We start from the raw sequence: 23220 nt of genomic DNA, 5'->3' as shown, positions 1-23220 counted from the left end.
AAAAATTAAATCGAAGTGAGTTTATCACAGCCCTTATCGAGGCTAAATATATGGTCTTAACTGAACCACTGATTCCAAGCCTGTTTTACCCACTCCCTTTCGGCAACAAACTTATCTTCCACCACATCAGCATCTAAATTGAGTAGATTTCGTCGGTGTATTTCGTTTCGCATTGTCGTGTAGGCACGTATCAACTGCATTGCCTGGTCTTCGTCCATGACATTTTGTGCAATGAGTGTTTCAAAGATGCGCACATTATCACACCAACGCGTTAATTTCGGCTTATCGTGACTATAGTTGAGCACTAAGTACTGAGCGAGAAATTCGATATCGGTAATCCCTCCCACATCTTGCTTGAGCATAAAACGGCCGGGCTTTTTCCCCCCAAGATGACCGCGCATTTTCTCTCTCATTTCGACAACGGCTTTTTTCAGTTCCGTCCGATCGCGCGCTTTGCACAACACATCATGTCGCGTATTGTGAAATGCAATGGCAAGGGGTTCATCGCCGTAAATCAAGCGCGCGCGCACAAGTGCTTGATGCTCCCATGTCCAGGCTTCTTGATGCTGATAATCGTCAAACGCATCGGTTGGGCTAACCAACAAACCTGACGCGCCAGATGGGCGCAAGCGGGTATCGACTTCGTACAAAATGCCGGAAGCGGTGCGAGTCGAGAAAATATGGATGATGCGCTGCGCTAGGCGAAGGTAGAACTGACGGCCGTCGATTTCCTTTTTGCCATCTGTATAGACATTGACTGGGCAGTCATGCATGAAGACGATATCCAAGTCGGAGTTATAGCCGAGTTCCCAGCCACCGACTTTGCCATAGCCAATGACGGCAAAACCCTTGCCTTCACGATCTTTCACATGCGTTGGCTCGCCGTATTTTTCGGACACTTGCAACCAAGCCTGACTGACCACAGCATCAACGATAGCTTCCGCCAAATAGGTTAAGTGATCACTCACTTTCATCACCGGCAATGCACCAGCAATATCCGCCGCCGCAATACGTAAAATGCAGATTTGCTTAAACTGACGCAACGCTTCCATTTGCTGCTCCATATCATCTTCTGGAATACGGGCCAGATAATCACGCAGCTCTGTACGGTAACTGTCTAATGGGATTGGATTGTACAACTGTGCAGGATCGATCAACTCATCGAGTAAGATCGGATACCGAGATAGCTGCTCTGAAATCATTGGGCTTGCGGTACACAAACGCACGAGCTGTACTAGAGCCGCTGGGTGCTCATCCAATAACTCCAGATAAGTCGTACGAGTGCAGATATTATGCAGTAAATGCAACACTCGCGGTAAACCAAACTGTGCATCAGGGTGGGAAAACACCGCATCAAACACCTTCGGCATCAAACGGTTTAACACTTCTCGTCCACGCGGTCCTAACGTTTTTTTAGCCAGATCGGTTTTAAAGTTGATGATGGTTTTCGCGCATGAAGCAAAGTCTTCAACCTGAATATCCTGTTGCAAGATATGTTCAAGCACATCTTGTTTGTTCGCCATATCCCATAACTCATGAAAATGACGAGCAACCGTAGTACCCTCGTCTTCTTCATCATCACCAATTAACGACTCAAATACTTGATGGACATTCGCCATGTGCTGCTGAGTTTGCTCAATCAGTTGGTCCCAAGAGGTCATTTGCATCGCGGTAGCGAGCTTTAAGCGTTCGGTTTCGCAATCAGGCAGCGTCTGGGTTTGCTTGTCCGCCATCGCTTGCAACAAGTTTTCTAATTGACGCAAGTACTTGTATGCGGCTTCTAGACTGCTGACTTCTTGCGAAGTGAGTAACGCTAGCTCTTCAATGCCTTGCAGCGTTTCCAACAACCCTCGATTACGAAGAGAAGGCTCGCGACCACCTCGAATTAATTGAAAAACTTGGGCGATAAATTCAATTTCTCGGATGCCACCTGCACCTAACTTAATGTTGTTGTTCAAACCTCGGCGGCGAACCTCACTACTGATCATCGATTTCATCCGACGCAAAGACTGAATCGCACTGAAATCAATATAGCGACGAAAAACAAAAGGACGCAGCATTTGGCGTAGCTCTTGGTATTGCGGGTACATTTCGCACCCCATCACTCGAGCTTTGATCATCGCGTAACGCTCCCAGTCACGTCCCTGTTCTTGATAGTAATCCTCTAGTGCCGCATAGCTCATGACTAATGGACCACTTTCTCCAAATGGACGCAGTCGCATGTCGACGCGGTAGCAAAAACCATCGAAGGTTTGTTGGTCGAGCGCTTTGATGATGCGTTGACCAAGACGAGTAAAGAACTGGGCATTGGCAATGCTGCGGCGCGCGCCTTGTGTCTCACCGTTTTCTGGATACGTGAAAATCAGATCGATATCGGAAGAAAAGTTTAACTCGCCACCACCCAGTTTCCCCATGCCGATAATCAACATCGGCTGTACTTCACCTTCCTCACTCGTCGGCGTTCCCCACTCCTGACAACACGCTTGATATTGCCATTGATAGGTTTCAAAAATCATCGCTTCAGCCAACTCGGATAAGTGGCTTAAAGACGTTTCTAGCGACCATGCATGCGTGAAATCCTTCCACGCAATGTACACCATTTCTCGGTTGCGAAACTGACGCAACACGCGATGACCAGACATCTCATCCGGGCATTGTCCCAACAGTGCAGCAAGACGTGAGCGGTAAGATTCCTGACGACTTGGTTGCGCTAACATGCTTGGCAACTCACGGGCTAAAACTTCATCGCGATGAATGGCTTCGGTAATAAACTGGCTTAAGCCCGCCACATAGCGAAATTGCTGCGCAATCTCATCTGGCCAAAGGGGAAAATAACCTGCCTCTTGAGCATTTTGTACGGCAGATTCAGCGATAGAAATCAGTGGCGAAGGCAGCTGCATTTTTCTTCCTTGTTTGAAAAGCACGGTAACTCATTCTTTATACCAGACTTAAAGCAAATAAAAACGCCCACAAAAGGTTTGTGGGCGTTTTATCAAAAGTTCTGGATGGAATATTAAACTTGGAAAGATTTGATCTTCTTGTCTAACTCGCCAGCATTATTTTGCATCATTTCAGAAGTTTCTAGCAGCTCTGTCACAACCACAACCGAGGCTTCTACCAGCTCACGTACATTGGTGAGGTTTTGACTCATCTCTTCTGCAACACTGCTTTGCTGACCAGACGCCGTCGCGATTTGGAAGTTCATGTCATTGATTTGCGTCACTTGCCCAACAATACCATCGAGCTCAGATCCAGCATTAGAAACCAGCTCGTTTCCATCGGCCGCTTCCACTACACTTTTCTCCATGAGTTCTACAGCAGATTCTGCACTGGTTTGCAGCTGCGCAATCATCTCTTGAATTTCTACCGTCGCTTGTTGTGTACGTTGTGCAAGGTTACGAACTTCATCTGCAACCACCGCAAAACCACGACCCGCCTCGCCAGCTCGCGCCGCTTCAATAGCCGCATTCAGTGCAAGCAGGTTAGTTTGTTCAGAGATACCTTGAATCGTACCCACAACACTACCAATGGATTCAACACGTTCTTCGACCTGGTTAACCGCCTGCGCCGATGAAGCGATGTCCGACGAGAGTTCACTCATTTTCGCCATCGTACTTTGCAAGAACTGTTGACCAGAAATCGCTTGTGCGGAAGCTTGCTCTGTAAGAGAAGACGCCGTCTGGGCATGTTCTGCGACGGTTTGCACCGTCGACGACATTTCACTCATCGCCGTCGCAAGTTGATCAATTTCGTTAAACTCTTCTTGCGCCGACTCTTTCGTTTCCGACATGCTCAGCGTCATCACTTCCGTGAGTGTGGATAACTCATCAGAAGCATTAATTTGCATTTGAATTACATCGTGCAATTGGCGACGTGTCTTTTCTAATTCACGTGCCACGTCTCCGTATTCATCTTTACAATCCATACCAAATGGCACGGAGAGGTTCTTGCTCGCCATCAGTTTGATTGCGTCGCTCAGATACTGTGTTTGACGCAGCATCACTCTAGCCGCCGCTAATAAGAGCACGACAAAAACCACAATCAATAAGGCGGTTTGCCAAGCAACTTGCGTTAAGTATGCTTCGTAATGCTGTTGGGCAACTTGCGCGTTTTGTGTCGCCGCTAAAAGTGAATCGTAAAAGGTGTTCGCGTCCCACAGTTGTTTTGCCACTATCAGGACAGTACTGAAGACCATCAACATGACCATTTTAGGAACTAGTCGAATGTCGGATATGACCCTTTCCCATGGCTTAAATGCCAGCTTTTCCATTGTCAGTTCTCCACCGAGTCTTATATAGTCTTTATCTATAATCTTTATATTACTTATAGTTATGTTCGCGTTTAGCGTGGTTACGCGATTTATTTCGAGCTTCGTATGAAAAACAATGATATCAAAGACAGCACACGACCGATGGGCCTGTTGTCACTAATATTGTCTTTTATGGCACTATTTGTGATCTCTGGCTTGTTGTTTTTCCCGATCGATCACGAAACCCGTCAAGTTCTTATCGGTCTGGATTTCATAATCTGTAGTATTTTTCTATTACAGCTCACCATTGATTTGATCCGGTCCACAGATCGGTGGTTATTTCTTAAACGTCATTGGATAGATTTCGTGGCGAGCATCCCATTAATAGAGCCACTGCGCTTTGCTCGTATCTTTCATATTCTTCGAGTGGTATTAGTACTGCGCTCGTCAAAGTTCATTTTGCATCAGCTCAAAGAGAACCGCCGCGAAACCACGGTCGCCTCAATATTACTGTTGATGGTGATCCTCATTACGCTCGGTTCTAGTGCCATGCTGTTTATCGAAGCGAAAAACCCAGAAGCGAATATTCGCACTGGCGCCGATGCTTTGTGGTGGGTATTCGTAACGATCTCAACCGTTGGTTACGGCGATCATTATCCGGTGACCTCAATAGGAAAGTTTTTAGCCGTCATCATCATTGTTTGTGGTGTGGGGATCTTTGGTATGATTTCGGGTCTTATCACCTCTATCCTTACTGCCCCGACAAAACAACAGACGCACAGCTTAATCAATAAAGAACGTATGCTCGAGCAGCTCCTGAATCAACAAGCCCAAATACTAGAACGACTCGACTTCATAGAAAAAGAGCTGCAACAAAGCAAAACAAAGACAAAAAAATAGGACCATGCGGTCCTATTTTTTGTACAGGTAGTCAAGGTGATCATTCACGCCAATAAGGCTGAACTTCCACACTGATCGCTCGGGTTTGATCCATTGCATGCAAAATTGAACGCTCTTGACGGTACAACCAGCGTTCTAATTGCTCTTTTTCTGCGTCTTCCAACATATCTACCAACGGAAGCAAGTGGTTCAGCATTAGCAGATCATCGATACCATGCACCAGATCCGCCCATGGCAAACGGAAGCTGTTACGCTCATCCGAGTTATATAGACTCGCGAAACCAATACCAGTATAGAGATTACGCAGCAAGCGATAGCGCTGATCAACGTACTCTTGCGCCGTCAGGTCGCGCTCTGCAGGGAAAGCTTCCATTAGTTCTGCCCAAGTGCGATCGAGCTGAGTGACTGAAAACGGCATGATGTTACTTGCCATTTTTTCACGTGCTTTTTCATCAAGAAATGGCTGCCAACCGCGTGCTAAGATCCAGCGGCTTAGATCCAGCAGTAACCCTGTGTAACGTGCGGAATTGAGCAACCCTAGCACTTCTTCACGGCTTGGCAACTCTTGTAACTGCTGAGTCAACTCAGATACTAAGAACTTACGCGCATCCAACTTACGCAGCACATTGCCTTTGTCATCTAAGAGCTCTTCAAGGTGTGCATGTTCATCCAACCAACTCAGTTCTTCTTCCAACCATTTAAGCTCTTGGCGCAGAATCGCACTCGCGCGACGAGGGACAACACCACCAAAAATGGTCAATGTTTGACGAATAAAACGAATGGCATTGCTGATTTCACGTAGCGCTTCCACATTGTCACGCTCAGCATAAATTTGCTCGTGATAATGCCAGTGAGATAGGGCGTGTTCTAAAGAGTTGATCAAGCAGTATTCAACGGTATCCGTCGGGCTACTGTCCACAAGTGCCAACGATTTTACTTCATCACCTGCATAGCCACTTGCAAGTCGATAGCCTTTCGCCGCTTTACTCAAGTTACCCAAACGCATGCCACCTTGCTCGCAAAAGCTACGTGCTAGTGTAAATAGGGCATCGGTTTGGCCCGATTTAAGTTCCAGTTCAACTTCGCAAATCGGTTCTTGTTTCTCTTCCCCATCTTCACCTTTGGCTACGACCATACCTTGGTCAAACGCCACTTCTATTTGGCTACCATCTGGCATGCCAATCAGCCACTGTTCACGTGTGAAGTTGGTCGAGAATAACGGCATAAGCTCAGATTGCAGTGTTGCTGCATCTTTACCTGGCGGCCAAATGTCTACAGGATGAAGCGACAGGTTAGGCTCGTCGCTAGTGTGCTCAGCATTGTATTCTGGTCTTTGATGTAAGCCTGCGACGACGCGTCCTGCTGTCTTTACGGTTTGGACGAATACATCATCAAAACGGCGAATTCTTAAACCAATGTCGTGCTTTCTCAGCCATTTATCGGCGGTATCAAAGTAGGTGTTACCCAAGTCACGACAACTATGCTGAAGTACTTTTGTCTCAGAAATTTTTTCTTTTAAAGTTTCTGAAAATTCAGGAGAAACAAAAAACTTCAGTTCTATTTCGGTTTCCATAGCTATACCTTTCAAAGCAGATAGAAACAGGATATTGCGTAATTTCTCGCACGGCAAGAGAGAAATATCGCCGGAATGATGATCTAAAACAGTTTTAATGAGCGATTTAATGCGTTACCATGCGCGCCTTTATAGCCATCGTTCAACATTTCGCCAAGCACTCAGAAATGGTGTATGTTTTTTTAAGGTTATAGTTATTAGGTTGAATGACCATGCCAGTAAATACAATTATGGGGTTATTTGCAAAGTCCCCAATTAAGCCTTTGCAACGCCACGTTGTGTGTGTCAACGAATGTTGTTCACACTTGGTGAAATTCTTTGAAGTATCTTCAAAGGGTGACTGGGAAAAAGCATCTGAAATCCGTGCACAAATTTCTCACCTAGAGAAAGAAGCGGACGTGCTGAAACGTGAAATCCGTCTAAAACTGCCTCGCGGTTTGTTCATGCCAGTAGACCGTACTGACATGCTTGAGCTTCTGACTCAGCAGGACAAACTTGCAAACCTGGCAAAAGACATTGCTGGCCGTGTATATGGTCGTCAACTTGTCATTCCTGAGGCTCTCCAACCAAACTTCCTCGCTTACGTTCAACGTTGTCTTGATGCGGCCGATCAGGCGCAAAAGGTAATCAATGAACTTGATGAATTGCTAGAAACCGGCTTCAAAGGTCGTGAAGTGACGCTCGTCGCTGAAATGATTCATCAATTAGATGTCATCGAAGATGATACCGATGCTATGCAGATTGAACTTCGTCAACAGTTGATGGCGATTGAGTCTGACATGAACCCTATCGATGTCATGTTCTTGTACAAGATTCTTGAATGGGTAGGTGGTATTGCCGACCAAGCGCAGCGCGTAGGTGCTCGTTTGGAAGTCATGCTATCTCGATCTTAAAACATAAAGTTAACGACATAACGAAGAGCATAATAAACACGTGTCATAGGGACGATGACTATTTTCATCGTCTTATGGTTTGGCGCGCGTAAAATTTTGTTCCGCTTGTTATAAAACAACTAGGTATTACGATGGATATCCTTGCGAACTACGGCACTGTCCTGATTATTGTTGCAGCGATTTTTGGTTTCATGATGGCGATTGGTATTGGCGCGAACGACGTTGCTAATGCGATGGGTACATCAGTAGGTTCAAAAGCGCTAACCGTAAAACAAGCTATCATCATTGCGATGATCTTCGAATTTGCAGGTGCTTACCTTGCAGGCGGTGAAGTAACCGACACTATCCGTAAAGGTGTAATCGAAACTTCTTTATTTGCTAGTCAACCTGACGTTCTTGTCTACGGTATGATGTCTGCTCTTTTGGCTGCGGGTACATGGTTACTTCTTGCCTCTTACATGGGCTGGCCAGTATCTACGACTCACTCAATCATCGGTGCAATCATTGGTTTTGCATGCGTATCAGTAGGTACTGAAGCGGTTGACTGGGGCAGCGTTCAAGGCATTGTTGGTAGCTGGATTATTACGCCAGTGATTTCAGGTTTCTTTGCTTACGTTATTTTTGTCAGCGCACAACGTCTGATTTTTGATACTGAGAACCCGTTATTCAACGCCAAACGTTTTGTTCCTGTTTACATGTTCATCACAACAATGGTGATTGCACTTGTAACTATCAAAAAAGGTCTAAAACACGTTGGTCTTCACCTAACCAATGGCGAAGCTTGGATGTGGGCAGCAGCAGTTTCAGCACTTGTGATGGTTGGCGGCTACGTATATATCCAGAAAAAATTCGCTAATCGCGAAGAAGACCGCAGCTTTTCTGGCGTGGAAGGTATCTTCAGCGTTCTGATGGTTATCACCGCTTGTGCAATGGCATTTGCACACGGTTCAAACGACGTTGCAAACGCCATTGGTCCACTGTCTGCTGTAGTATCGACTGTTGAACACATGGGCGAAATCAGCACGAAAAGCACCATCGCTTGGTGGATTCTACCTCTTGGTGGTATTGGTATCGTGGTCGGTCTTGCGACACTGGGTCACAAAGTAATGGCAACCGTTGGTACAGGTATCACTGAACTAACTCCTAGCCGTGGTTTTGCAGCTCAGCTAGCAACCGCTTGTACTGTTGTTCTAGCTTCTGGTACTGGTCTGCCAATCTCAACCACTCAAACATTGGTTGGTGCGGTTCTCGGTGTTGGCTTTGCTCGTGGTATCGCGGCACTAAACCTAGGCGTAGTTCGTAACATCGTGGCATCATGGATCGTTACACTACCAGCAGGTGCACTATTGGCCGTTGTATTCTTCTACGGACTTCAAGCGATGTTCGCTTAAGACACTCGTCAATAGAATGTAAGCGCTTTGTCATTATTGACTCAAACGCACAGAAAGGGAGGCTTTGCCTCCCTTCTTTGTTGCACCGAAGTTTGAAACTGCATACTATTCGTCTATTTCCGGCTCCAATCATTCGGTGCCAACGCTGTCTCCAAGAAAAATCGTTAAGGGATTTACTGTGAAAAAACTAATCATCACGGTTTTGTTTACTTTGCTAGCAGCGCCAGCGGCCCTAGCAGCAGACCGTTATATTTCTGATGACCTCTTCACTTTTATGCACTCAGGTCCAAATAACACCTACCGTATTATTGGTAGTGTTAATGCCGGTTCTAAAGTACAACTGATTAAAACCAACCGAGATACTGGCTATACGCAAGTTCGTGATGACCGCGGTCGTACTGGTTGGGTACAAAGCAAGTTTGTGACAAACCAAGAAAGCATGGCGATTCGCCTTCCTCGCATTGAGAAAGAGCTAGCAGAAGTGAAAGAGCAGCTTGCTAACGCTCGTAAAACTTCTGATGCAGAGAAAGCCGGCCTTGTTACCTCTCTAGAAACGCGTAACCAACAAATTTCCGATCTTGAGAATAAATACTCTGAGATCAGCGACCAGCTTACTTCTGTTGAAACAGAAAACCGCGAGCTGCGCGCTAAACTGGATACACAAAAAGACGACATGCTGCTTAAGTACTTCACTTATGGCGGCGGTGTTGCAGGTTTAGGTTTGCTATTTGGTTTGATTCTTCCGCATGTCATGCCTCGTAGAAAACGTTCACCTGCGGGTTGGGCATAAGTCCTTCGCCCTTTTATCTATAAAAAAGAATGCAAAAGCCAGTCGATATTCGACTGGCTTTTTTGTTTGCTTAGTTTTACGGAAATCTGCACTACTCCCCCATTGAACTAGACGCTCGACGACGATCCGTTGCGCCATAAAGCTTGCCATCTTTTAGCTCAATTGCATTCAAACCACTTACCACTGGAATAACGTGTACTGGGTAGCCAAGCTCCATAAACTCCGGCACCAACATTTCTGCGAAGGTTTTCTTCTCCACTAGCAAGCCTGTTGGGTCATACGGCTTAGTGCGGTCTATCTTGGTGCCGTACTGGATATTTGGTAGGTCAATGGCGTCTTGCGCTGATAACTTCCAATCCAGTACCCCAACCACGGTTTTGAGTACATACCCCGGAATTTGCGAACTGCCCGGCGAGCCGACCACTAAGCGCAGATTGCCATCGCCGTCCATCACCATTAATGGCGTAATGGCTGAGCGTGGACGCTTACCCGCTTCAATCGAGTTTTGAGTAGGCTTACCGTTAAGCGTTGGTTGAGGTGAAAAGTTTGCCATTTGTGCATTCAAGATAACGCCATCAACCATGACACCAGAGCCCATTCCCGTGCCAACGGTGCTGGTCATAGCAATCGCATTACCTTCCCTATCAACAATAGAAATGTGCCCTGTATCTTTGCTCTCGAAGCCTTGATATTGCGCATACTGAGTTTGCGTTATCTGTCCGGCTTTTGGATTCTCTTTCGAGGTGCCATTATCAGGGATTAAATCACGTCTCTGGTCCAAATAGGTTTTAGATAACAATTGTTCAACTGGTGCTTCCACATAATCCGGATCTCCGGCATACGCAATACGATCAGCTTTTGCTAAGCGCATCGCCTCGGTCATTAAACGCCAAGGCTCTACATCAGTTAATGCCATCTGAGATATATCGTACGGCTCCAGCAATTTCAGACTTTGAGCAACCATCACACCGCCAGAGGCCGGGTAACCAAACGAAACGATTTTGTTGCCTCGATAATCGCTTTCAATAATATCGCGAGATTTCACCTGATAGTTTTTAAAGTCCTCTAACGACAATTTCTCATGCTGATCGTTAATACGACGATTCACCGTATCAACAATATGTTGACCAAGTGCACCACCATACAAATAGCGATCGCCTTGCTGAGCTATTTTCTCTAGCGTCTCAGCCATTTTAGGGTTCTTCATTAACGTCCCTGTTGGCTTCACTTCATCATATTGCCAATACAAGGCTTTAATTTCTGGGTCGCGAGCCAAACGCGTTTGCTCTCGCACGACGATATCATAGGTATAGCTATTCATCGCGTACCCATCACGCGCGAGCTTAATCGCAGGTTGAACCAACTCAGACCATGGTAATTTGCCGTATTGCTCATGAGTGGAATAAAGCAAACGTAAGGTGCCCGGTACCGCAACGGAGCGAGGCCCCAAAATTTCATCGCGGTTTAGTGCTTTCCCATTTTCAATAAACATCTCAGGGTGAGCGCTAGACGGCGCTTCATCTCGCCCATCAAGGGCTAAAAACTTCTGCTTGTCATGTTGATAAAACAGCGCGAAAGTACCGCCTCCAATTCCCGTCATATCCGGTTCAACCACAGACATCACCATCTGCATCGCGACCATGGCATCAACGGCATTCCCGCCCTCTTTCAATATTGAATAACCAGTGCTGCTCACGTAAGGGTTGGTCGCGCTGACCATAAAATCTTGTCCGTTATTATCTGGTGTTATAGGGAAAGGGGTCGGCTTTGCTGCGTAACTTAACGACGCAACAACACTTAAAGAAAAAATCAGAATACGCATGTGTCTCTGTGTAGACTCCTGTTATTTCATGGGGTCTAACGTGGACCTGGTCGTGATGACGAAGTTCGTCAATATGGCGTTTTTTTACACAACGCTGACTGGAGTCATTCTACTAATACATGACTGATATTGATGTAATTTAAACAACTGAGAAAAGCTATATTTAGCTTGTGTGAGTCCCTAAAAATCATCACACAAATAGATGAAAAAAGACCTTATGAGAAACAAAAAAGCCAGCGACATGACCTCGCTGGCTTGATGATTTACTATAAAAAACGGCTACCCTTTCCACTCATACAACGCTGGGATACGAATTTGCTCACCTTGGAACTCGACAATCACCGCTTGCGGTTGTATTTCTCTTAATGTGACCTGCCCATCAACAACGTCTCCTTGATGATATTCAACATTGTTAATTTTCACCCAGCGGCGATTTTCATCACTGGCGTACATGTGAGTTTGCAAATTGAGCGCAGGTAAACGCCCTTGCCATTGGTGAGCGTTGCGCTCTAAATCGTTCACGCGCACCGTTTGTGGTGAAGGCGCATCATCTCGGGATAACGCATTTTCGACCTTTCGCGCCAAATCAGGAGATAATGAGGACAAGTCAAGATCATCCAGAGACAAACCTAGGTCCTCTTCAACTACTGAAGAGCCTTGAGTTGATACAGATGTTTCTATCTCGTCTTTGTTTGCTGTATTACTCACGTATTCATCAGATGTTGCAAACGTACCAAAATCACGAGACAGCTCTGCACTTGGCCACTCTCTTGGCAATTGCGCCAACTGAGTAGTTTCAGGATAGTCCAATGCTTTGAACGGTTGTTCCGCTTCCATCTTAGCCTTAGGGGCGGAAGTACTAGCTTCAGCATGAGGCGTAAGGAGATCTAAATACCAAGCAACTCCGATTGCAGCAACGGTGATCGGCAACAAGAACAAACCAATATGTTTAATGGCTGACATTATGCGTCCTCCTTCTCGATTCGTGCCAGTTGAGGCGCATCTGGCTGCACGTTTTGTTGAAGACGATCTAGCGTCCGCTTACCTGCAATGCCGTCGACCCCAATACCTTGCCAACGTTGGAATAACTCAACTCGCTCTTTCATCGCACCATCAAAAATAGACGTTTCAAGCAGTGGCTCACTTACCGCTTCTGCTAATAGTCGGTCTAATACTTCGATCGCAGGGCCTTCCATGTCTAAACGTAATGTCTCTTTCAACGGCGCTTGCCACAGTTCAATGATATTGCCTTGCCACATCGGCTTTAGCCACGAAATAGGCAGACGCAGACGCTGCTTGCCATTGAGCACTTCGACTTTGTCATTACCGACGGCGTACAAAATGACATACCCAACATCACCTTGATAATTCAACTCCAAAATCACAGGGCGATTTTGTTGCATCAGCAGCGGCCAGGTCGCCATTTTACGCTCACAACGCATGGTCGATTGGGGTTCTGATAAACAAAGATTGTCGCGAACCGATGCTTGATAACCCCACAAACGATACAAATCATTCACGGCGAGATTCGACTGTTTTTGTGCTAACAATAAGTCACGCTGATCATCTGTCAATTGTTGGTTGACGACTATTGGCGTTGGCTCCTCTCTTGGTGCGGTCACTTGCGCCAACACTGACGTTGCTTGAGCTGGCATATAATTCACGACCGACCACCCCGTACCTAATGCAGCAATAAGACCCACCGTGACAGAGCCCCAAGCAGGCCAGCGGAAAGTACGGCGCTCTTTTTTATCTTGCTGATAAATATCTGCCTGAAACTGCATCACCTCTTCACAGGCCTGCTGAACGGTTTGCTTATCCACCACCACATTACCTTGGTGATAACTGATGTTGAGAGATTTATCACAGATAAGATTAATCAAGCGCGGGATGCCGTGACTGTATTTGGCAATGAGTTTACAAGAAGCACGATTAAACAGTTGCTGGTCACCACCTGCCGTATGTAATCGAAACGCGATGTAATCTTCTGTCTCTTTTTCATCCAACGGCAACAAGTGATAACGCCCAGTAATCCGCTGAGCAAGCTGGCGTAGTTGCGTCGTTTGTAATAACCGCTGTAATTCAGGCTGTCCGACCAACAACACTTTGAGCAGTTTTCTGGTATCGGTTTCCAAGTTGGTCAACAAACGTAACTGCTCTAAAACGTCGGCAGCAAGGTGTTGAGCCTCATCAATGACCAGCAATGTCTGCCAGCCTGAGCGATAATTACGCAGCAAGTATTTGTGAATCACTTGGTTTAGCTGTTTGAGGTTTGCATCTGGCGGGTAAGTAATTTTGAATTCATCGCAAATAGCTTCGAGCAAGTCTCGACTCGAAAACGTGGGATTTAGGATCAGACCCGCTTTGGTGTTATCACCTAAATTCGCCAGCATCGCTTTTGCGACGGTCGTTTTGCCTGTACCCACTTCGCCAGTAAGCATAGCAAAACCACCGCCATCGCCTAGCCCGGCTTGGAGATGTGTGATTGCCTCTTTGTGACGTTGGCTTAAATACAAATAACGCGAGTTTGGAACAATCGAAAATGGTTGTTCTACAAACCCAAAAAAGTCCTTATACATTAGGCTCTCCAGCTAAAAAACCACCAGGGAATAGTCAGATATAATATAAACATAGCTGCATCTACTCTCGGGAGTAAAGAAAAGTACCATTGCTTGCTACAATGTCCAACGGCATATCAATAAATTAAGAGGTAATTCGTGCAAGTTTATTTAGTAGGTGGCGCAGTTCGAGATAAATTGCTCGGAATTGATAGTTATGACAACGACTGGGTGGTCGTAGGTGCGACTCCCGAGACGATGCTGTCCAAAGGGTACACCGCCGTTGGTAAAGACTTTCCTGTATTTTTGCACCCAAAAAGTAAAGAAGAACATGCACTTGCGCGAACGGAAAGAAAATCAGGGTCTGGTTACACTGGCTTTGAGTGTTTCTTTGATCAAAGTGTCACCTTAGAAGAAGATTTAATTCGTCGTGATTTAACCATTAATGCAATGGCAATGGATGATGCAGGTAAGCTCCATGATCCTTACGGCGGCCAGAAAGATCTCAATAATAAACTCCTACGCCATGTCTCAGACGCCTTTGTCGAAGACCCTCTACGCGTTTTACGTGTCGCTCGCTTTGCTGCCAAGCTGGCTGATCTAGACTTTACGGTTGCCGACGAAACCATGCGCTTAATGCGCCACATGGCAGAGTCTGGGGAGCTGAGCACACTGACTCCCGAGCGTGTTTGGCAAGAATGGCATAAGTCCCTCTCCACCCCTCGCCCTGATATCTTCTTATCGACTCTAAGAGATTGTGGTGCATTGGCCGTTGTTTTACCTGAAATTGATGCACTATTTGGCGTGCCTCAACCAGAAAAATGGCATCCAGAAATCGATACGGGCATCCATACTTTGATGGTAGCAAAGCAAGCTGCAAGACTGAGTGACTCACTCCCCGTCAGATTTGCCGCCCAAGTGCATGATTTGGGCAAAGGGGTGACACCAGAGAGCGAATGGCCAAGCCACAAAATGCATTGTCATACAGGATTAAAACTGATCAAAAAGCTGTGCGAGCGTGTCCGGGTGCCGAATGAGTTTCGTGATTTAGCCTTGATGGTGTGCGAACAGCACTCCAATATCCATCGCGCAGCCGAGTTAAAGCCGCAAACCATCATAAAAATACTCAACAAATTCGATGTGTGGCGCAAAGCTGAGCGCTTAGAAGATATTTTAATATGCTGTCAGGCTGACCATGCAGGTCGAAAAGGGTTAGAAGAGAAGCCTTATCCTCAAGCTGAGATTTTTACCCGCGCTTATCAAGCCGCAGCCGCCGTAGATGTTCAGAGCATCATTAAGGATGGATTTAAAGGCCCGGCAATACGTGATGAACAAGAAAAGAGACGGATTGAAGCGGTAAGAGTCGCTTTGAATAAGTGATCTGAGCTCAGATTAATTAACCGAATTGTATTCATGCCAGGTCATTCCAGCGAGCCTTAGCGAGACTAGGAATCTAATATCAGCACGCAGGGAAGTTTTAGAAATGGCCAACGCCACAAGAAACTCGGAGAGAAGATTCTGAATCTCGCTCCTTCGTCGCTGTTCAGAATGACGTTGTGGTTTAGGTATGCAGCTTGCGGTTAAGCAAGCTGCCAATCCGTCGCGTTATCAGGCGCTAAGCAAGAACGCAAACAAGCCGAAACCTAGAATCAGACGGTAAATCACAAACGGTGTCATGCCCATGCGTGAAATCATCTTTAAGAAAAAGTGGATACAAATGTATGCACTGATAAACGATGTGATGATACCAGTCAGTAAGAAACCAATATGGACAGGTTCACCACTGGTCACTAGCTTCATGCCCAAGTAGCTACCAGCCAATGTAATGATCGGGATCGACATTAAAAATGAAAAGCGCGCAGCCGCTTCTCGAGTAAAGCCAAGGTAAAGTGCAGCCGTAATGGTCGCCCCTGAACGCGACGTTCCAGGAATCATCGCTAAGGCTTGAGCAATACCGATAAACACGGCTTTCTTCCAACCCGTTTGGTATTCATCCGCAACCAACTTAGCGTTTTTGTCTACCCACCAAAGCAACAAACCAAATACGATCGTTGTGGTCGCGATGACATAAGCGCTACGTAGATACACTTCAATGATGTCTTTCATCAACAAGCCAAACACACAAGCTGGAATCGTGGCGATCACGATCATCCAAGCAAGTTTTGCTTCTTTACTCCGATCTCCTTTAAAGATCGAAGCAAATAATGCCTGCAACAGAGTGATCACTTCATGGCGAAAATAGATCACTACCGCCATTAATGTACCGACGTGAACAGCAACATCAAAAGCTAGACCTTGGTCTTCCCATCCCAAAATGGCGGAGGGCAGGATCAAATGGGCAGAGCTCGAAATAGGCAAAAACTCTGTCAGACCCTGAATCAGAGCCAGAATAAAGGCTTCAAAATAACTCATGTAAACAACTCAAATTAAAAATGAAAAAGAAACAGGTTTGAGTGAATCGACTGGCTGCATTGCATGCCAAATATCTGCGACTGTGCGTCCATCGCCTGGGATCACTAATTGAGGTTCGAGATCATACAGAGGCTTTGTGACAAAAGGATATTTGTAGATATCACTGCGAGGTAGCTCAGGTTTTTTCTTGGAGACGCATTCACCGAACAACACTATATCGAGATCCAGTGTTCGATCCTGATACTTTTGCGCATTTTCTTCGCGTCCCCACTTAAATTCAATCTCACGCAGCTGATGACTCAACTCTTCTAATGACAACTCGGTACGCATTGCAACGACAAAGTTGTAGAAGTTCTGGCTGCTAAAGCCAATAGGTTCACATTCATATACCGGCGATACGAGGAGACTTTCTCCAAGCTGTAGCAGCTCCTGATACGCAGCGAGCGCATGTTGCTCTCTTTCTACATTCGTACCAACACCGATATAGGTGGTGATCATGCTTGACCTCGCTCAATCACGACACCAACAGCGCGAGCTTGTGGCACGGCACCAGGTTTTGCTAAACGGATTTTCACCCAAGGCACAGAGAAACGCTGCATGATAAGCTCTGCCACTTCTTCGGCTACACGTTCAACCAACAGAAAACGACCATTTTCAATATGGCTCAGTACCGCCTCACTCACTTGTGAATAATCCAACGCATCTTGCACATCATCGCTTTTACCCGCAGGCTTGTTGTCGTGCGCCATTTCGATATCCAGAACCAACTTTTGTTTAATTTGTTGTTCCCAGTCGTACACGCCAATCGTGGTGATTACTTCTAATTGTTCAATAAAAACTTTATCCAGAGCCATCTTATGTCCTTCTATTACAGAGGTCGGATACCCGTGAGGGGTAATTTGATCGTAGTATTCTATACCTAAGTAACATTTACTTGGGTCATCACAATGTTACTTAGGTATAAACTGCGAAAGCATCTTTATATACAAGAAATCACATAATGCAAGCTCTATCACAGTGAGGATTTCTGCATTATGTGAATTCGAGGTATGATAGCAACTACGCGGGAACCGAGCATTAAATTCCAATCCATCAAGGACTTCTATGGACGCACTGGCACTGATAATGACAATGGCCGCCTATTTACTGGGTTCGGTTTCCAGTGCGGTTTTGATCTGTCGACTCTTAAAACTGCCAGATCCACGCAGTGTAGGCTCCAACAACCCTGGAGCAACGAACGTATTGCGTATTGGCGGACGAGGAGCCGCTGTTTCAGTCTTGTTGTGCGATATGCTCAAAGGCACCATCCCCGTATGGGGCGGATACTTTCTTGGTATCGACCCTATCATTCTTGGCGTCATCGCCATTGCTGCCTGTCTTGGCCACATGTACCCCATCTTTTTCCACTTTAAAGGCGGAAAAGGTGTCGCAACCGCGCTTGGCGCTATCGCTCCGATTGGTTTGGACTTAACAGGATTGGTGATGTTAACTTGGCTGTCAGTAGCCGCGCTATTCCGCTATTCATCCTTAGCGGCTCTCGTCACGGTTTTGGTCACTCCGTTTTATACTTGGATGTTTAAACCGCAATACACGTTACCTGTTGCTATGCTGTGCTGCTTAATCGTATTTAAGCATCATCAAAATATTCGTCGGCTTTTGTCTGGCGACGAGCCAAAAATCGGCGAGAAAAAACTGACACAAAAAAACTCGGCTTAATGCCGAGTTTTTCGTTTAAAGAAGGATGTATTGGTTACGCATGAACTCGATTCAGGAAGTTCAACAACATCTGGTTGACGAACTCAGGTTGCTCTAAACAACTGATGTGTCCCGCTTGGGGAATCTCCACCAACTCACTGCCTGTGATACAGTCTTTCATTAAATAAGATTCAAAAACTGGACGTGGTTTATCTTCACAGCCCACTGCAATTAACGTCGGCAGAGCAAATTTTTCCGAATCTTCAATCACATCACGGCGACCAAACACCATGCGACCAATGCGAGCCACTTCAACCGCACGCTCACCACTCAGGCTTTCTAAACTGCGTTTGAATGCAGCGACCAACTCAGGATTCACCTGCTCAGCGTTATTAGCAAAAAACAATGGCACGACAGCTTCAATAATTGGCGCAGGCACTGCTTGGACTTGGCTGATGGTATCAAGCATTGCAAAGTACTTTTTATACGTAACTTCTGGCTCCCAGCCAATGAAGGTATCCATCAATACCAGTGATTTCACACGTTGCGGTGCTTGAGCCGTCAGTTCCGCTCCCCACATGCCGCCAACAGATAAGCCCACCACAGAAAACTCTTCAATATCCAAATGATCCATCAACGCCAACATATGTTGTGCATAATCAACTAATGACTGTGTCGATGTAGGGGCCGCTTCTGACTCACCATGTGCCCACAAATCTGGCACAATACAACGATATGACTGGCTTAAAACTTCAATTTGTGGCGCCCACATTTGGCTATCCCACAAATAACTGTGACCAAACAGTAATACTGGACCATCACCTTTATCAAGGTAAGCAAGTTGCTGACCTTCAATTTCAAACTTATTCATTGTTATATCCATTTCTTATTCTTCCGCACCATCCTATCACTGAAACGATACCAAACTGCTCGCATCAGTCAGAATGTAAACGAAGCTTTTCATTGAATAGCTAAAAATAAAGGCCTCTGATGAGCAGAGACCTTTATCGTAGTGAATCTATTTCAAACCTACCGCATAAGTTTGATTAAGCGACTGGCGTCAGTTGGTCAATCGGCCAACGTGGGCGAGCCTCTACCGACATATCTGCCACTTCGCCATTCTTCAAACGCTGCATACCAGCGTAAGCGATCATCGCACCATTATCCGTACAGAACTCAGTTCGTGGGTAGTAAACCTCGCCGCCAACTTTCTTCGCTAGCTTCTCTAACTCTGCACGTAAACGACGGTTAGCACTCACACCACCAGCAATAACAATACGCTTCATACCTGTTTGCTCAAGCGCGCGTTTACATTTAATCGCCAATGTTGCACACACGGCTTCTTCAAATGCCAGAGCGATGTCTGCGCGAGTTTGCTCGTCATCACCATTCGCAGCAATCGTATTTGCTGTAAAGGTTTTCAGGCCAGAGAAACTCATATCCAAGCCAGGGCGATCAGTCATTGGGCGCGGGAACTTAAAACGACCCGGCGTGCCTTTTTCTGCTAGTTTAGACAACAGCGGGCCACCTGGGTAATCCAGCCCCATTAGCTTCGCTGTTTTATCAAACGCTTCGCCCGCAGCATCATCAATCGACTCGCCTAGAATTTTGTACTCACCGATGCCTCTCACTTCGACCATCATCGAGTGACCACCCGACACCAACACTGCCACAAACGGGAATGGCGGTGGGTTATCTTCCAGCATTGGAGCCAACAGGTGACCTTCCATATGATGAACAGGTACCGCTGGCACTCCCCAAGCATAAGCAATACTGCGACCAATAGTAGCGCCCACTAATAGTGCACCAACGAGACCCGGCCCCGCGGTGTACGCGACACCATCAATGTCTTTCGAAGTTAAGTTCGCTTCTTTTAGTGCCTCTTTAATAAGAGGAATGGTTTTCTTTACATGGTCACGTGAAGCCAACTCAGGCACCACACCACCGTAATCTGCGTGCAGTTTTACTTGGCTGTAAATCTTGTGTGACAGCAGACCTTTTTCATCGTCATAAATCGCGATGCCAGTCTCGTCACAAGAGGTTTCAATACCGATAATGCGCATGGTTTTCTCAGTATGCTTTCTGTATAGAGGAAATTTGGGCGTCATATTACCTCGCCTTGGTGCTGCAAACAAATTTTGTACAGACAATAATCGACAAAAGGCTTTACAAAGTAGTTGTGATCGGATTAAAATTCCGCACCATTTTTGATCAAGCTGGTAAGAGACCAAACAATTGTGATTTGGTCTGTTGAATGCCAGCGTTAACGAATAACCCCTGAGGTGAAAGGCATATGCCAGTAGTTAAAGTACGTGAAAACGAACCGTTCGACGTTGCTCTACGTCGTTTCAAGCGCTCTTGCGAAAAAGCAGGTATCCTTTCTGAAGTGCGTCGTCGTGAGCACTACGAAAAACCAACTACAGTTCGCAAACGCGCTAAAGCAGCAGCTCAAAAGCGTCACGCTAAGAAGCTAGCTCGCGAAAACGCTCGTCGCGTTCGCCTGTACTAATAACTGAGCTCCAAAAGGAATTTAGTTATGGCTCTGATTGATCAACTCAAAGAAGAGCAAAAATTAGCGATGAAAGCCAAGGACAAATTACGCCTTGGTACTATTCGTTTAGCCCTATCAGCAATCAAGCAACGTGAAGTTGACGAGCAGATCACTCTGAACGATGACGACATTCTTGCAGTATTGACCAAAATGGTTAAACAACGTCGCGACTCTGTAGCGCAGTATGAAGCAGCGGGTCGTCAAGATCTTGCTGATGCGGAACAAGCAGAAATTACCGTTCTTGAGGACTTTATGCCTCAACCACTGACAGACGAAGAAGTAGCGGCTCTTATCGAGAACGCGATTGCTGAATCTGGCGCAGCTGGCATGCAAGACATGGGCAAAGTAATGGGCGTTCTGAAACCGCAAATTCAAGGGCGCGCAGATATGGGTAAAGTAAGCGGTTTAGTTCGCGCTAAACTGGCTTAAGATACCCCACCCAATTGCAGCAAGCCGTGCTATCCTTTGGAACGCACGGCTTGTTTGTATCTGGATGAATGGAATGAAATAAGTGAGCAACACGCTTATTCTTTTAAAGCATTCACTCCACTCATCATCTTCTTTTTTTGTTAGGTTTTATGGCTGGACACATCCCTCGCAATTTTATCGATGACCTTCTAGCTCGACTTGATATTGTCGATATCATCGACGCACGTGTGAAACTTAAGAAAAAAGGCAAAAACTACGGCGCATGCTGCCCGTTCCACAACGAAAAGACGCCGTCATTCAGCGTCAGTCAAGAAAAGCAGTTCTACCATTGTTTTGGTTGTGGTGCGCACGGAAATGCCATCGACTTTTTGATGGAATTCGACCGGCTAGAATTCGTCGAAGCCATTGAAGAACTCGCTTCATACTTGGGCTTAGATGTTCCTCGCGAACAACGTAGCGGCGGTAATGGTTCGTTCCAGTCAGGCCCACAAGCAAGCAGCAGTGAAAAACGTAATCTATACGACTTAATGGGCAGCATTGCTCAATTTTATCGTAACCAACTCAAGCAGCCAGCAAGTAAAGTGGCGATTGAGTATCTAAAAGATCGCGGCCTGTCTGGTGAGATCGTCCAGAAGTTTGGCATCGGCTATGTGGCTGATGAATGGGATTTAGTTCGTAAGAACTTTGGCCAGAATAAAGAAAACCAAGACATGCTCGTCACAGGCGGCATGTTGATTGAAAACGATAAAGGCAACCGCTACGACCGATTCCGTGGTCGAGTGATGTTTCCTATTCGAGACAGACGCGGCCGAGTGATAGGCTTTGGTGGTCGAGTATTAGGTGATGGGACACCGAAATATCTCAACTCACCCGAAACCCCGATATTTCATAAAGGTAAAGAGTTGTATGGCCTTTATGAAGTACTACAAGCGTACCGTGAGCCACCACAAATTTTAGTGGTTGAAGGCTATATGGATGTTGTCGCGCTTGCTCAATATGGCGTAGATTATTCCGTTGCCTCATTGGGTACCTCTACAACGGGCGATCACTTGCAAGTATTATTCAGGCAAACAAGCACTGTCGTATGTTGTTACGACGGTGACCGCGCAGGCCGTGAAGCCGCGTGGCGTGCCATGGAAAATGCATTGCCTTACCTAACTGATGGTCGCCAGTTAAAATTCATGTTTTTGCCGGATGGAGAAGATCCCGACTCTTATATCCGACAAAACGGAAAACAGGCATTTGAACAACAAGTGTCTAATGCGATGCCCTTGTCTGAATTCATGTTCAGCTCATTGACTCAGCAAGTCGATATGAGCACGAAAGAAGGCATGGCAAAGCTGAGTACCCTTGCAGTTCCTCTCATCGACAAAGTCCCTGGCGGCACTTTAAGACTATACTTGAGAGAACTGCTTGGCCGCCGTTTGGGTTTGGTTGATGAACGCCAACTACAGCAGCTAATTTCAAAACAAGGTAAAGAGGATAAAAGGCCTCAACCTCATAAAGAAATCAAGCGAACGCCGATGCGAGAAGTGATCGCGTTACTGATTCAAAACCCACAATACGTAAGTATGGTGCCAGATCTAACTAGCGTTAGAGATTTACCCATTCCTGGTCTAAGTTTATTTGTTGATGTACTTGATAAATGCCAAGCGCATCCCCATATCAACACAGGCCAATTATTAGAGCATTGGCGAAACAGCCAAAATGAGACCCTTCTGTCTCGTCTCGCGAGTTGGGACATTCCACTCGATGAGGACAACCAAGAAGAAATATTTTTAGACTCACTGGATAAAATTATCGCCCAGTGCGTAGAAAAACAAATTGAAAACCTGCAGGCCAAAGCAAGAAGTGTCGGTTTATCAGCCGAAGAGAAAAGGGAGCTGCTAGCACTTATGCTAGATTTAAAAGCGTAACCCTGTTTAATTAGTCAGCAACGATTTAATTTGTTATAGTA

General features: G+C 46.0%; 20 protein-coding genes. 9 read left to right on the top strand and 11 right to left on the bottom strand.

The genetic code is table 11. From position 1 onward, the window contains the following. Positions 1–56: 56 nt before the first annotated feature. Both glnE and NB463_RS06890 read right to left on the bottom strand, forming a co-directional pair. Complete coding sequence (gene glnE, locus NB463_RS06895; protein WP_053808561.1) at positions 57–2900, bottom strand: bifunctional [glutamate--ammonia ligase]-adenylyl-L-tyrosine phosphorylase/[glutamate--ammonia-ligase] adenylyltransferase; 2844 nt, start codon at positions 2898–2900, stop codon at positions 57–59. A 113-nt stretch (positions 2901–3013) separates the two neighbouring features. Continuing rightward, positions 3014–4270, bottom strand: coding sequence for a methyl-accepting chemotaxis protein (locus NB463_RS06890; RefSeq protein WP_005395942.1), 1257 nt, complete (start codon positions 4268–4270; stop codon positions 3014–3016). A 105-nt stretch (positions 4271–4375) separates the two neighbouring features. On the opposite strand from NB463_RS06890, the gene NB463_RS06885 reads away from it, so the two are divergent. Continuing rightward, on the top strand, positions 4376–5149 hold the full coding sequence (locus NB463_RS06885; protein ID WP_006743197.1) for a potassium channel family protein: 774 nt from the start codon (positions 4376–4378) through the stop codon (positions 5147–5149). Positions 5150–5189: 40 nt separating this feature from the next. Here the strand turns inward: NB463_RS06885 and NB463_RS06880 are convergent, their stop codons facing one another. Beyond that, the gene (locus NB463_RS06880) at positions 5190–6722 is read right to left on the bottom strand and encodes a CYTH and CHAD domain-containing protein (RefSeq protein ID WP_053808560.1); all 1533 of its coding nucleotides are present in this window, start codon (positions 6720–6722) and stop codon (positions 5190–5192) included. 212 nt (positions 6723–6934) lie between these two features. On the opposite strand from NB463_RS06880, the gene NB463_RS06875 reads away from it, so the two are divergent. The 3 genes from NB463_RS06875 (at position 6935) to NB463_RS06865 (ending at position 9796) form a co-directional block, all read left to right on the top strand. After that, complete coding sequence (locus tag NB463_RS06875; RefSeq protein WP_031780508.1) at positions 6935–7615, top strand: TIGR00153 family protein; 681 nt, start codon at positions 6935–6937, stop codon at positions 7613–7615. 131 nt (positions 7616–7746) lie between these two features. After that, positions 7747–9006 (top strand): inorganic phosphate transporter, encoded by a 1260-nt coding sequence (locus NB463_RS06870; RefSeq protein WP_005395948.1) that lies wholly within the window; start codon positions 7747–7749, stop codon positions 9004–9006. A 178-nt stretch (positions 9007–9184) separates the two neighbouring features. After that, the gene (locus NB463_RS06865; protein ID WP_031780509.1) at positions 9185–9796 is read left to right on the top strand and encodes a TIGR04211 family SH3 domain-containing protein; all 612 of its coding nucleotides are present in this window, start codon (positions 9185–9187) and stop codon (positions 9794–9796) included. A gap of 91 nt (positions 9797–9887) precedes the next feature. Here NB463_RS06865 and ggt read toward each other — a convergent pair whose 3' ends face one another. The 3 genes from ggt to NB463_RS06850 form a co-directional block, all read right to left on the bottom strand. Then, complete coding sequence (ggt, locus tag NB463_RS06860) at positions 9888–11618, bottom strand: gamma-glutamyltransferase (RefSeq protein ID WP_258432484.1); 1731 nt, start codon at positions 11616–11618, stop codon at positions 9888–9890. Between the two features lie 279 nt (positions 11619–11897). Then, positions 11898–12581: a general secretion pathway protein GspB gene (locus tag NB463_RS06855; protein WP_237312023.1), complete on the bottom strand. Its 684-nt coding sequence runs from the start codon at positions 12579–12581 to the stop codon at positions 11898–11900. Continuing rightward, the gene (locus NB463_RS06850; RefSeq protein WP_145533414.1) at positions 12581–14197 is read right to left on the bottom strand and encodes an ExeA family protein; all 1617 of its coding nucleotides are present in this window, start codon (positions 14195–14197) and stop codon (positions 12581–12583) included. Before NB463_RS06850 ends, NB463_RS06855 begins: the two co-directional genes overlap by 1 nt. A gap of 138 nt (positions 14198–14335) precedes the next feature. On the opposite strand from NB463_RS06850, the gene NB463_RS06845 reads away from it, so the two are divergent. Then, positions 14336–15556, top strand: coding sequence for a multifunctional CCA addition/repair protein (locus tag NB463_RS06845; RefSeq protein WP_145533412.1), 1221 nt, complete (start codon positions 14336–14338; stop codon positions 15554–15556). Between the two features lie 228 nt (positions 15557–15784). Here the strand turns inward: NB463_RS06845 and NB463_RS06840 are convergent, their stop codons facing one another. Genes NB463_RS06840 through folB form a run of 3 tightly spaced genes read right to left on the bottom strand, consistent with a single transcriptional unit; the run spans position 15785 to position 17442 of the window. Further along, on the bottom strand, positions 15785–16588 hold the full coding sequence (locus NB463_RS06840; RefSeq protein ID WP_258432487.1) for an undecaprenyl-diphosphate phosphatase: 804 nt from the start codon (positions 16586–16588) through the stop codon (positions 15785–15787). A 9-nt stretch (positions 16589–16597) separates the two neighbouring features. Beyond that, positions 16598–17086, bottom strand: a complete 489-nt coding sequence (gene folK / locus NB463_RS06835) for a 2-amino-4-hydroxy-6-hydroxymethyldihydropteridine diphosphokinase (protein ID WP_012841141.1) — start codon at positions 17084–17086, stop codon at positions 16598–16600. Beyond that, positions 17083–17442: a bifunctional dihydroneopterin aldolase/7,8-dihydroneopterin epimerase gene (folB, locus tag NB463_RS06830; protein WP_005395977.1), complete on the bottom strand. Its 360-nt coding sequence runs from the start codon at positions 17440–17442 to the stop codon at positions 17083–17085. The genes folK and folB overlap by 4 nt, the downstream gene beginning before the upstream one ends. 250 nt (positions 17443–17692) lie before the next feature. Between folB and plsY the strand changes: the two genes are divergently transcribed. Continuing rightward, positions 17693–18304, top strand: coding sequence for a glycerol-3-phosphate 1-O-acyltransferase PlsY (gene plsY, locus NB463_RS06825; protein WP_005379857.1), 612 nt, complete (start codon positions 17693–17695; stop codon positions 18302–18304). 34 nt (positions 18305–18338) lie between these two features. On the opposite strand, the gene NB463_RS06820 is transcribed toward plsY, so the two are convergent. Together NB463_RS06820 and tsaD are read right to left on the bottom strand one after the other, a co-directional pair. Further along, entirely contained in the window at positions 18339–19154 is an 816-nt protein-coding gene (locus tag NB463_RS06820; RefSeq protein ID WP_047009057.1) for an alpha/beta fold hydrolase, read from the bottom strand. A 175-nt stretch (positions 19155–19329) separates the two neighbouring features. After that, the gene (tsaD, locus tag NB463_RS06815) at positions 19330–20346 is read right to left on the bottom strand and encodes a tRNA (adenosine(37)-N6)-threonylcarbamoyltransferase complex transferase subunit TsaD (protein WP_258432535.1); all 1017 of its coding nucleotides are present in this window, start codon (positions 20344–20346) and stop codon (positions 19330–19332) included. A gap of 230 nt (positions 20347–20576) precedes the next feature. Here tsaD and rpsU point away from each other — a divergent pair, with 230 nt between their 5' ends. The 3 genes from rpsU to dnaG all read left to right on the top strand — a co-directional run bounded on the left by rpsU (position 20577) and on the right by dnaG (position 23179). Next, positions 20577–20792 carry a 30S ribosomal protein S21 gene (gene rpsU / locus NB463_RS06810; RefSeq protein WP_001145625.1) on the top strand — a complete coding sequence of 72 codons (216 nt, stop codon included), beginning with the start codon at positions 20577–20579 and terminating at the stop codon, positions 20790–20792. Positions 20793–20819: 27 nt separating this feature from the next. Then, positions 20820–21263, top strand: coding sequence for a GatB/YqeY domain-containing protein (locus tag NB463_RS06805; RefSeq protein ID WP_005395984.1), 444 nt, complete (start codon positions 20820–20822; stop codon positions 21261–21263). 149 nt (positions 21264–21412) lie between these two features. After that, positions 21413–23179, top strand: coding sequence for a DNA primase (gene dnaG, locus NB463_RS06800; RefSeq protein ID WP_053808553.1), 1767 nt, complete (start codon positions 21413–21415; stop codon positions 23177–23179). Positions 23180–23220 lie beyond the last annotated feature (41 nt).

It is taken from the genome of Vibrio sp. RM-41-2B (assembly GCF_024744415.1).
GTDB classification, from domain to species: domain Bacteria; phylum Pseudomonadota; class Gammaproteobacteria; order Enterobacterales; family Vibrionaceae; genus Vibrio; species Vibrio diabolicus.
The sequence above is the reverse complement of the archived record's forward strand: the minus strand, read 5'-3'. Positions and strand labels throughout refer to the sequence as shown.

Excerpts from the sequence above, each read along its gene's own strand:
- glnE (WP_053808561.1), bottom strand. The coding sequence starts at position 2,900 with ATGCAGCTGCCTTCGCCACTGATTTCTATCGCTGAATCTGCCGTACAA.
- NB463_RS06890 (WP_005395942.1), bottom strand. The coding sequence starts at position 4,270 with ATGGAAAAGCTGGCATTTAAGCCATGGGAAAGGGTCATATCCGACATT.
- NB463_RS06885 (WP_006743197.1), top strand. The coding sequence starts at position 4,376 with ATGAAAAACAATGATATCAAAGACAGCACACGACCGATGGGCCTGTTG.
- NB463_RS06880 (WP_053808560.1), bottom strand. The coding sequence starts at position 6,722 with ATGGAAACCGAAATAGAACTGAAGTTTTTTGTTTCTCCTGAATTTTCA.
- NB463_RS06875 (WP_031780508.1), top strand. The coding sequence starts at position 6,935 with ATGCCAGTAAATACAATTATGGGGTTATTTGCAAAGTCCCCAATTAAG.
- NB463_RS06870 (WP_005395948.1), top strand. The coding sequence starts at position 7,747 with ATGGATATCCTTGCGAACTACGGCACTGTCCTGATTATTGTTGCAGCG.
- ggt (WP_258432484.1), bottom strand. The coding sequence starts at position 11,618 with ATGCGTATTCTGATTTTTTCTTTAAGTGTTGTTGCGTCGTTAAGTTAC.
- NB463_RS06855 (WP_237312023.1), bottom strand. The coding sequence starts at position 12,581 with ATGTCAGCCATTAAACATATTGGTTTGTTCTTGTTGCCGATCACCGTT.
- NB463_RS06850 (WP_145533414.1), bottom strand. The coding sequence starts at position 14,197 with ATGTATAAGGACTTTTTTGGGTTTGTAGAACAACCATTTTCGATTGTT.
- NB463_RS06840 (WP_258432487.1), bottom strand. The coding sequence starts at position 16,588 with ATGAGTTATTTTGAAGCCTTTATTCTGGCTCTGATTCAGGGTCTGACA.
- folK (WP_012841141.1), bottom strand. The coding sequence starts at position 17,086 with ATGATCACCACCTATATCGGTGTTGGTACGAATGTAGAAAGAGAGCAA.
- folB (WP_005395977.1), bottom strand. The coding sequence starts at position 17,442 with ATGGCTCTGGATAAAGTTTTTATTGAACAATTAGAAGTAATCACCACG.
- plsY (WP_005379857.1), top strand. The coding sequence starts at position 17,693 with ATGGACGCACTGGCACTGATAATGACAATGGCCGCCTATTTACTGGGT.
- NB463_RS06820 (WP_047009057.1), bottom strand. The coding sequence starts at position 19,154 with ATGAATAAGTTTGAAATTGAAGGTCAGCAACTTGCTTACCTTGATAAA.
- tsaD (WP_258432535.1), bottom strand. The coding sequence starts at position 20,346 with ATGCGCATTATCGGTATTGAAACCTCTTGTGACGAGACTGGCATCGCG.
- rpsU (WP_001145625.1), top strand. The coding sequence starts at position 20,577 with ATGCCAGTAGTTAAAGTACGTGAAAACGAACCGTTCGACGTTGCTCTA.
- NB463_RS06805 (WP_005395984.1), top strand. The coding sequence starts at position 20,820 with ATGGCTCTGATTGATCAACTCAAAGAAGAGCAAAAATTAGCGATGAAA.
- dnaG (WP_053808553.1), top strand. The coding sequence starts at position 21,413 with ATGGCTGGACACATCCCTCGCAATTTTATCGATGACCTTCTAGCTCGA.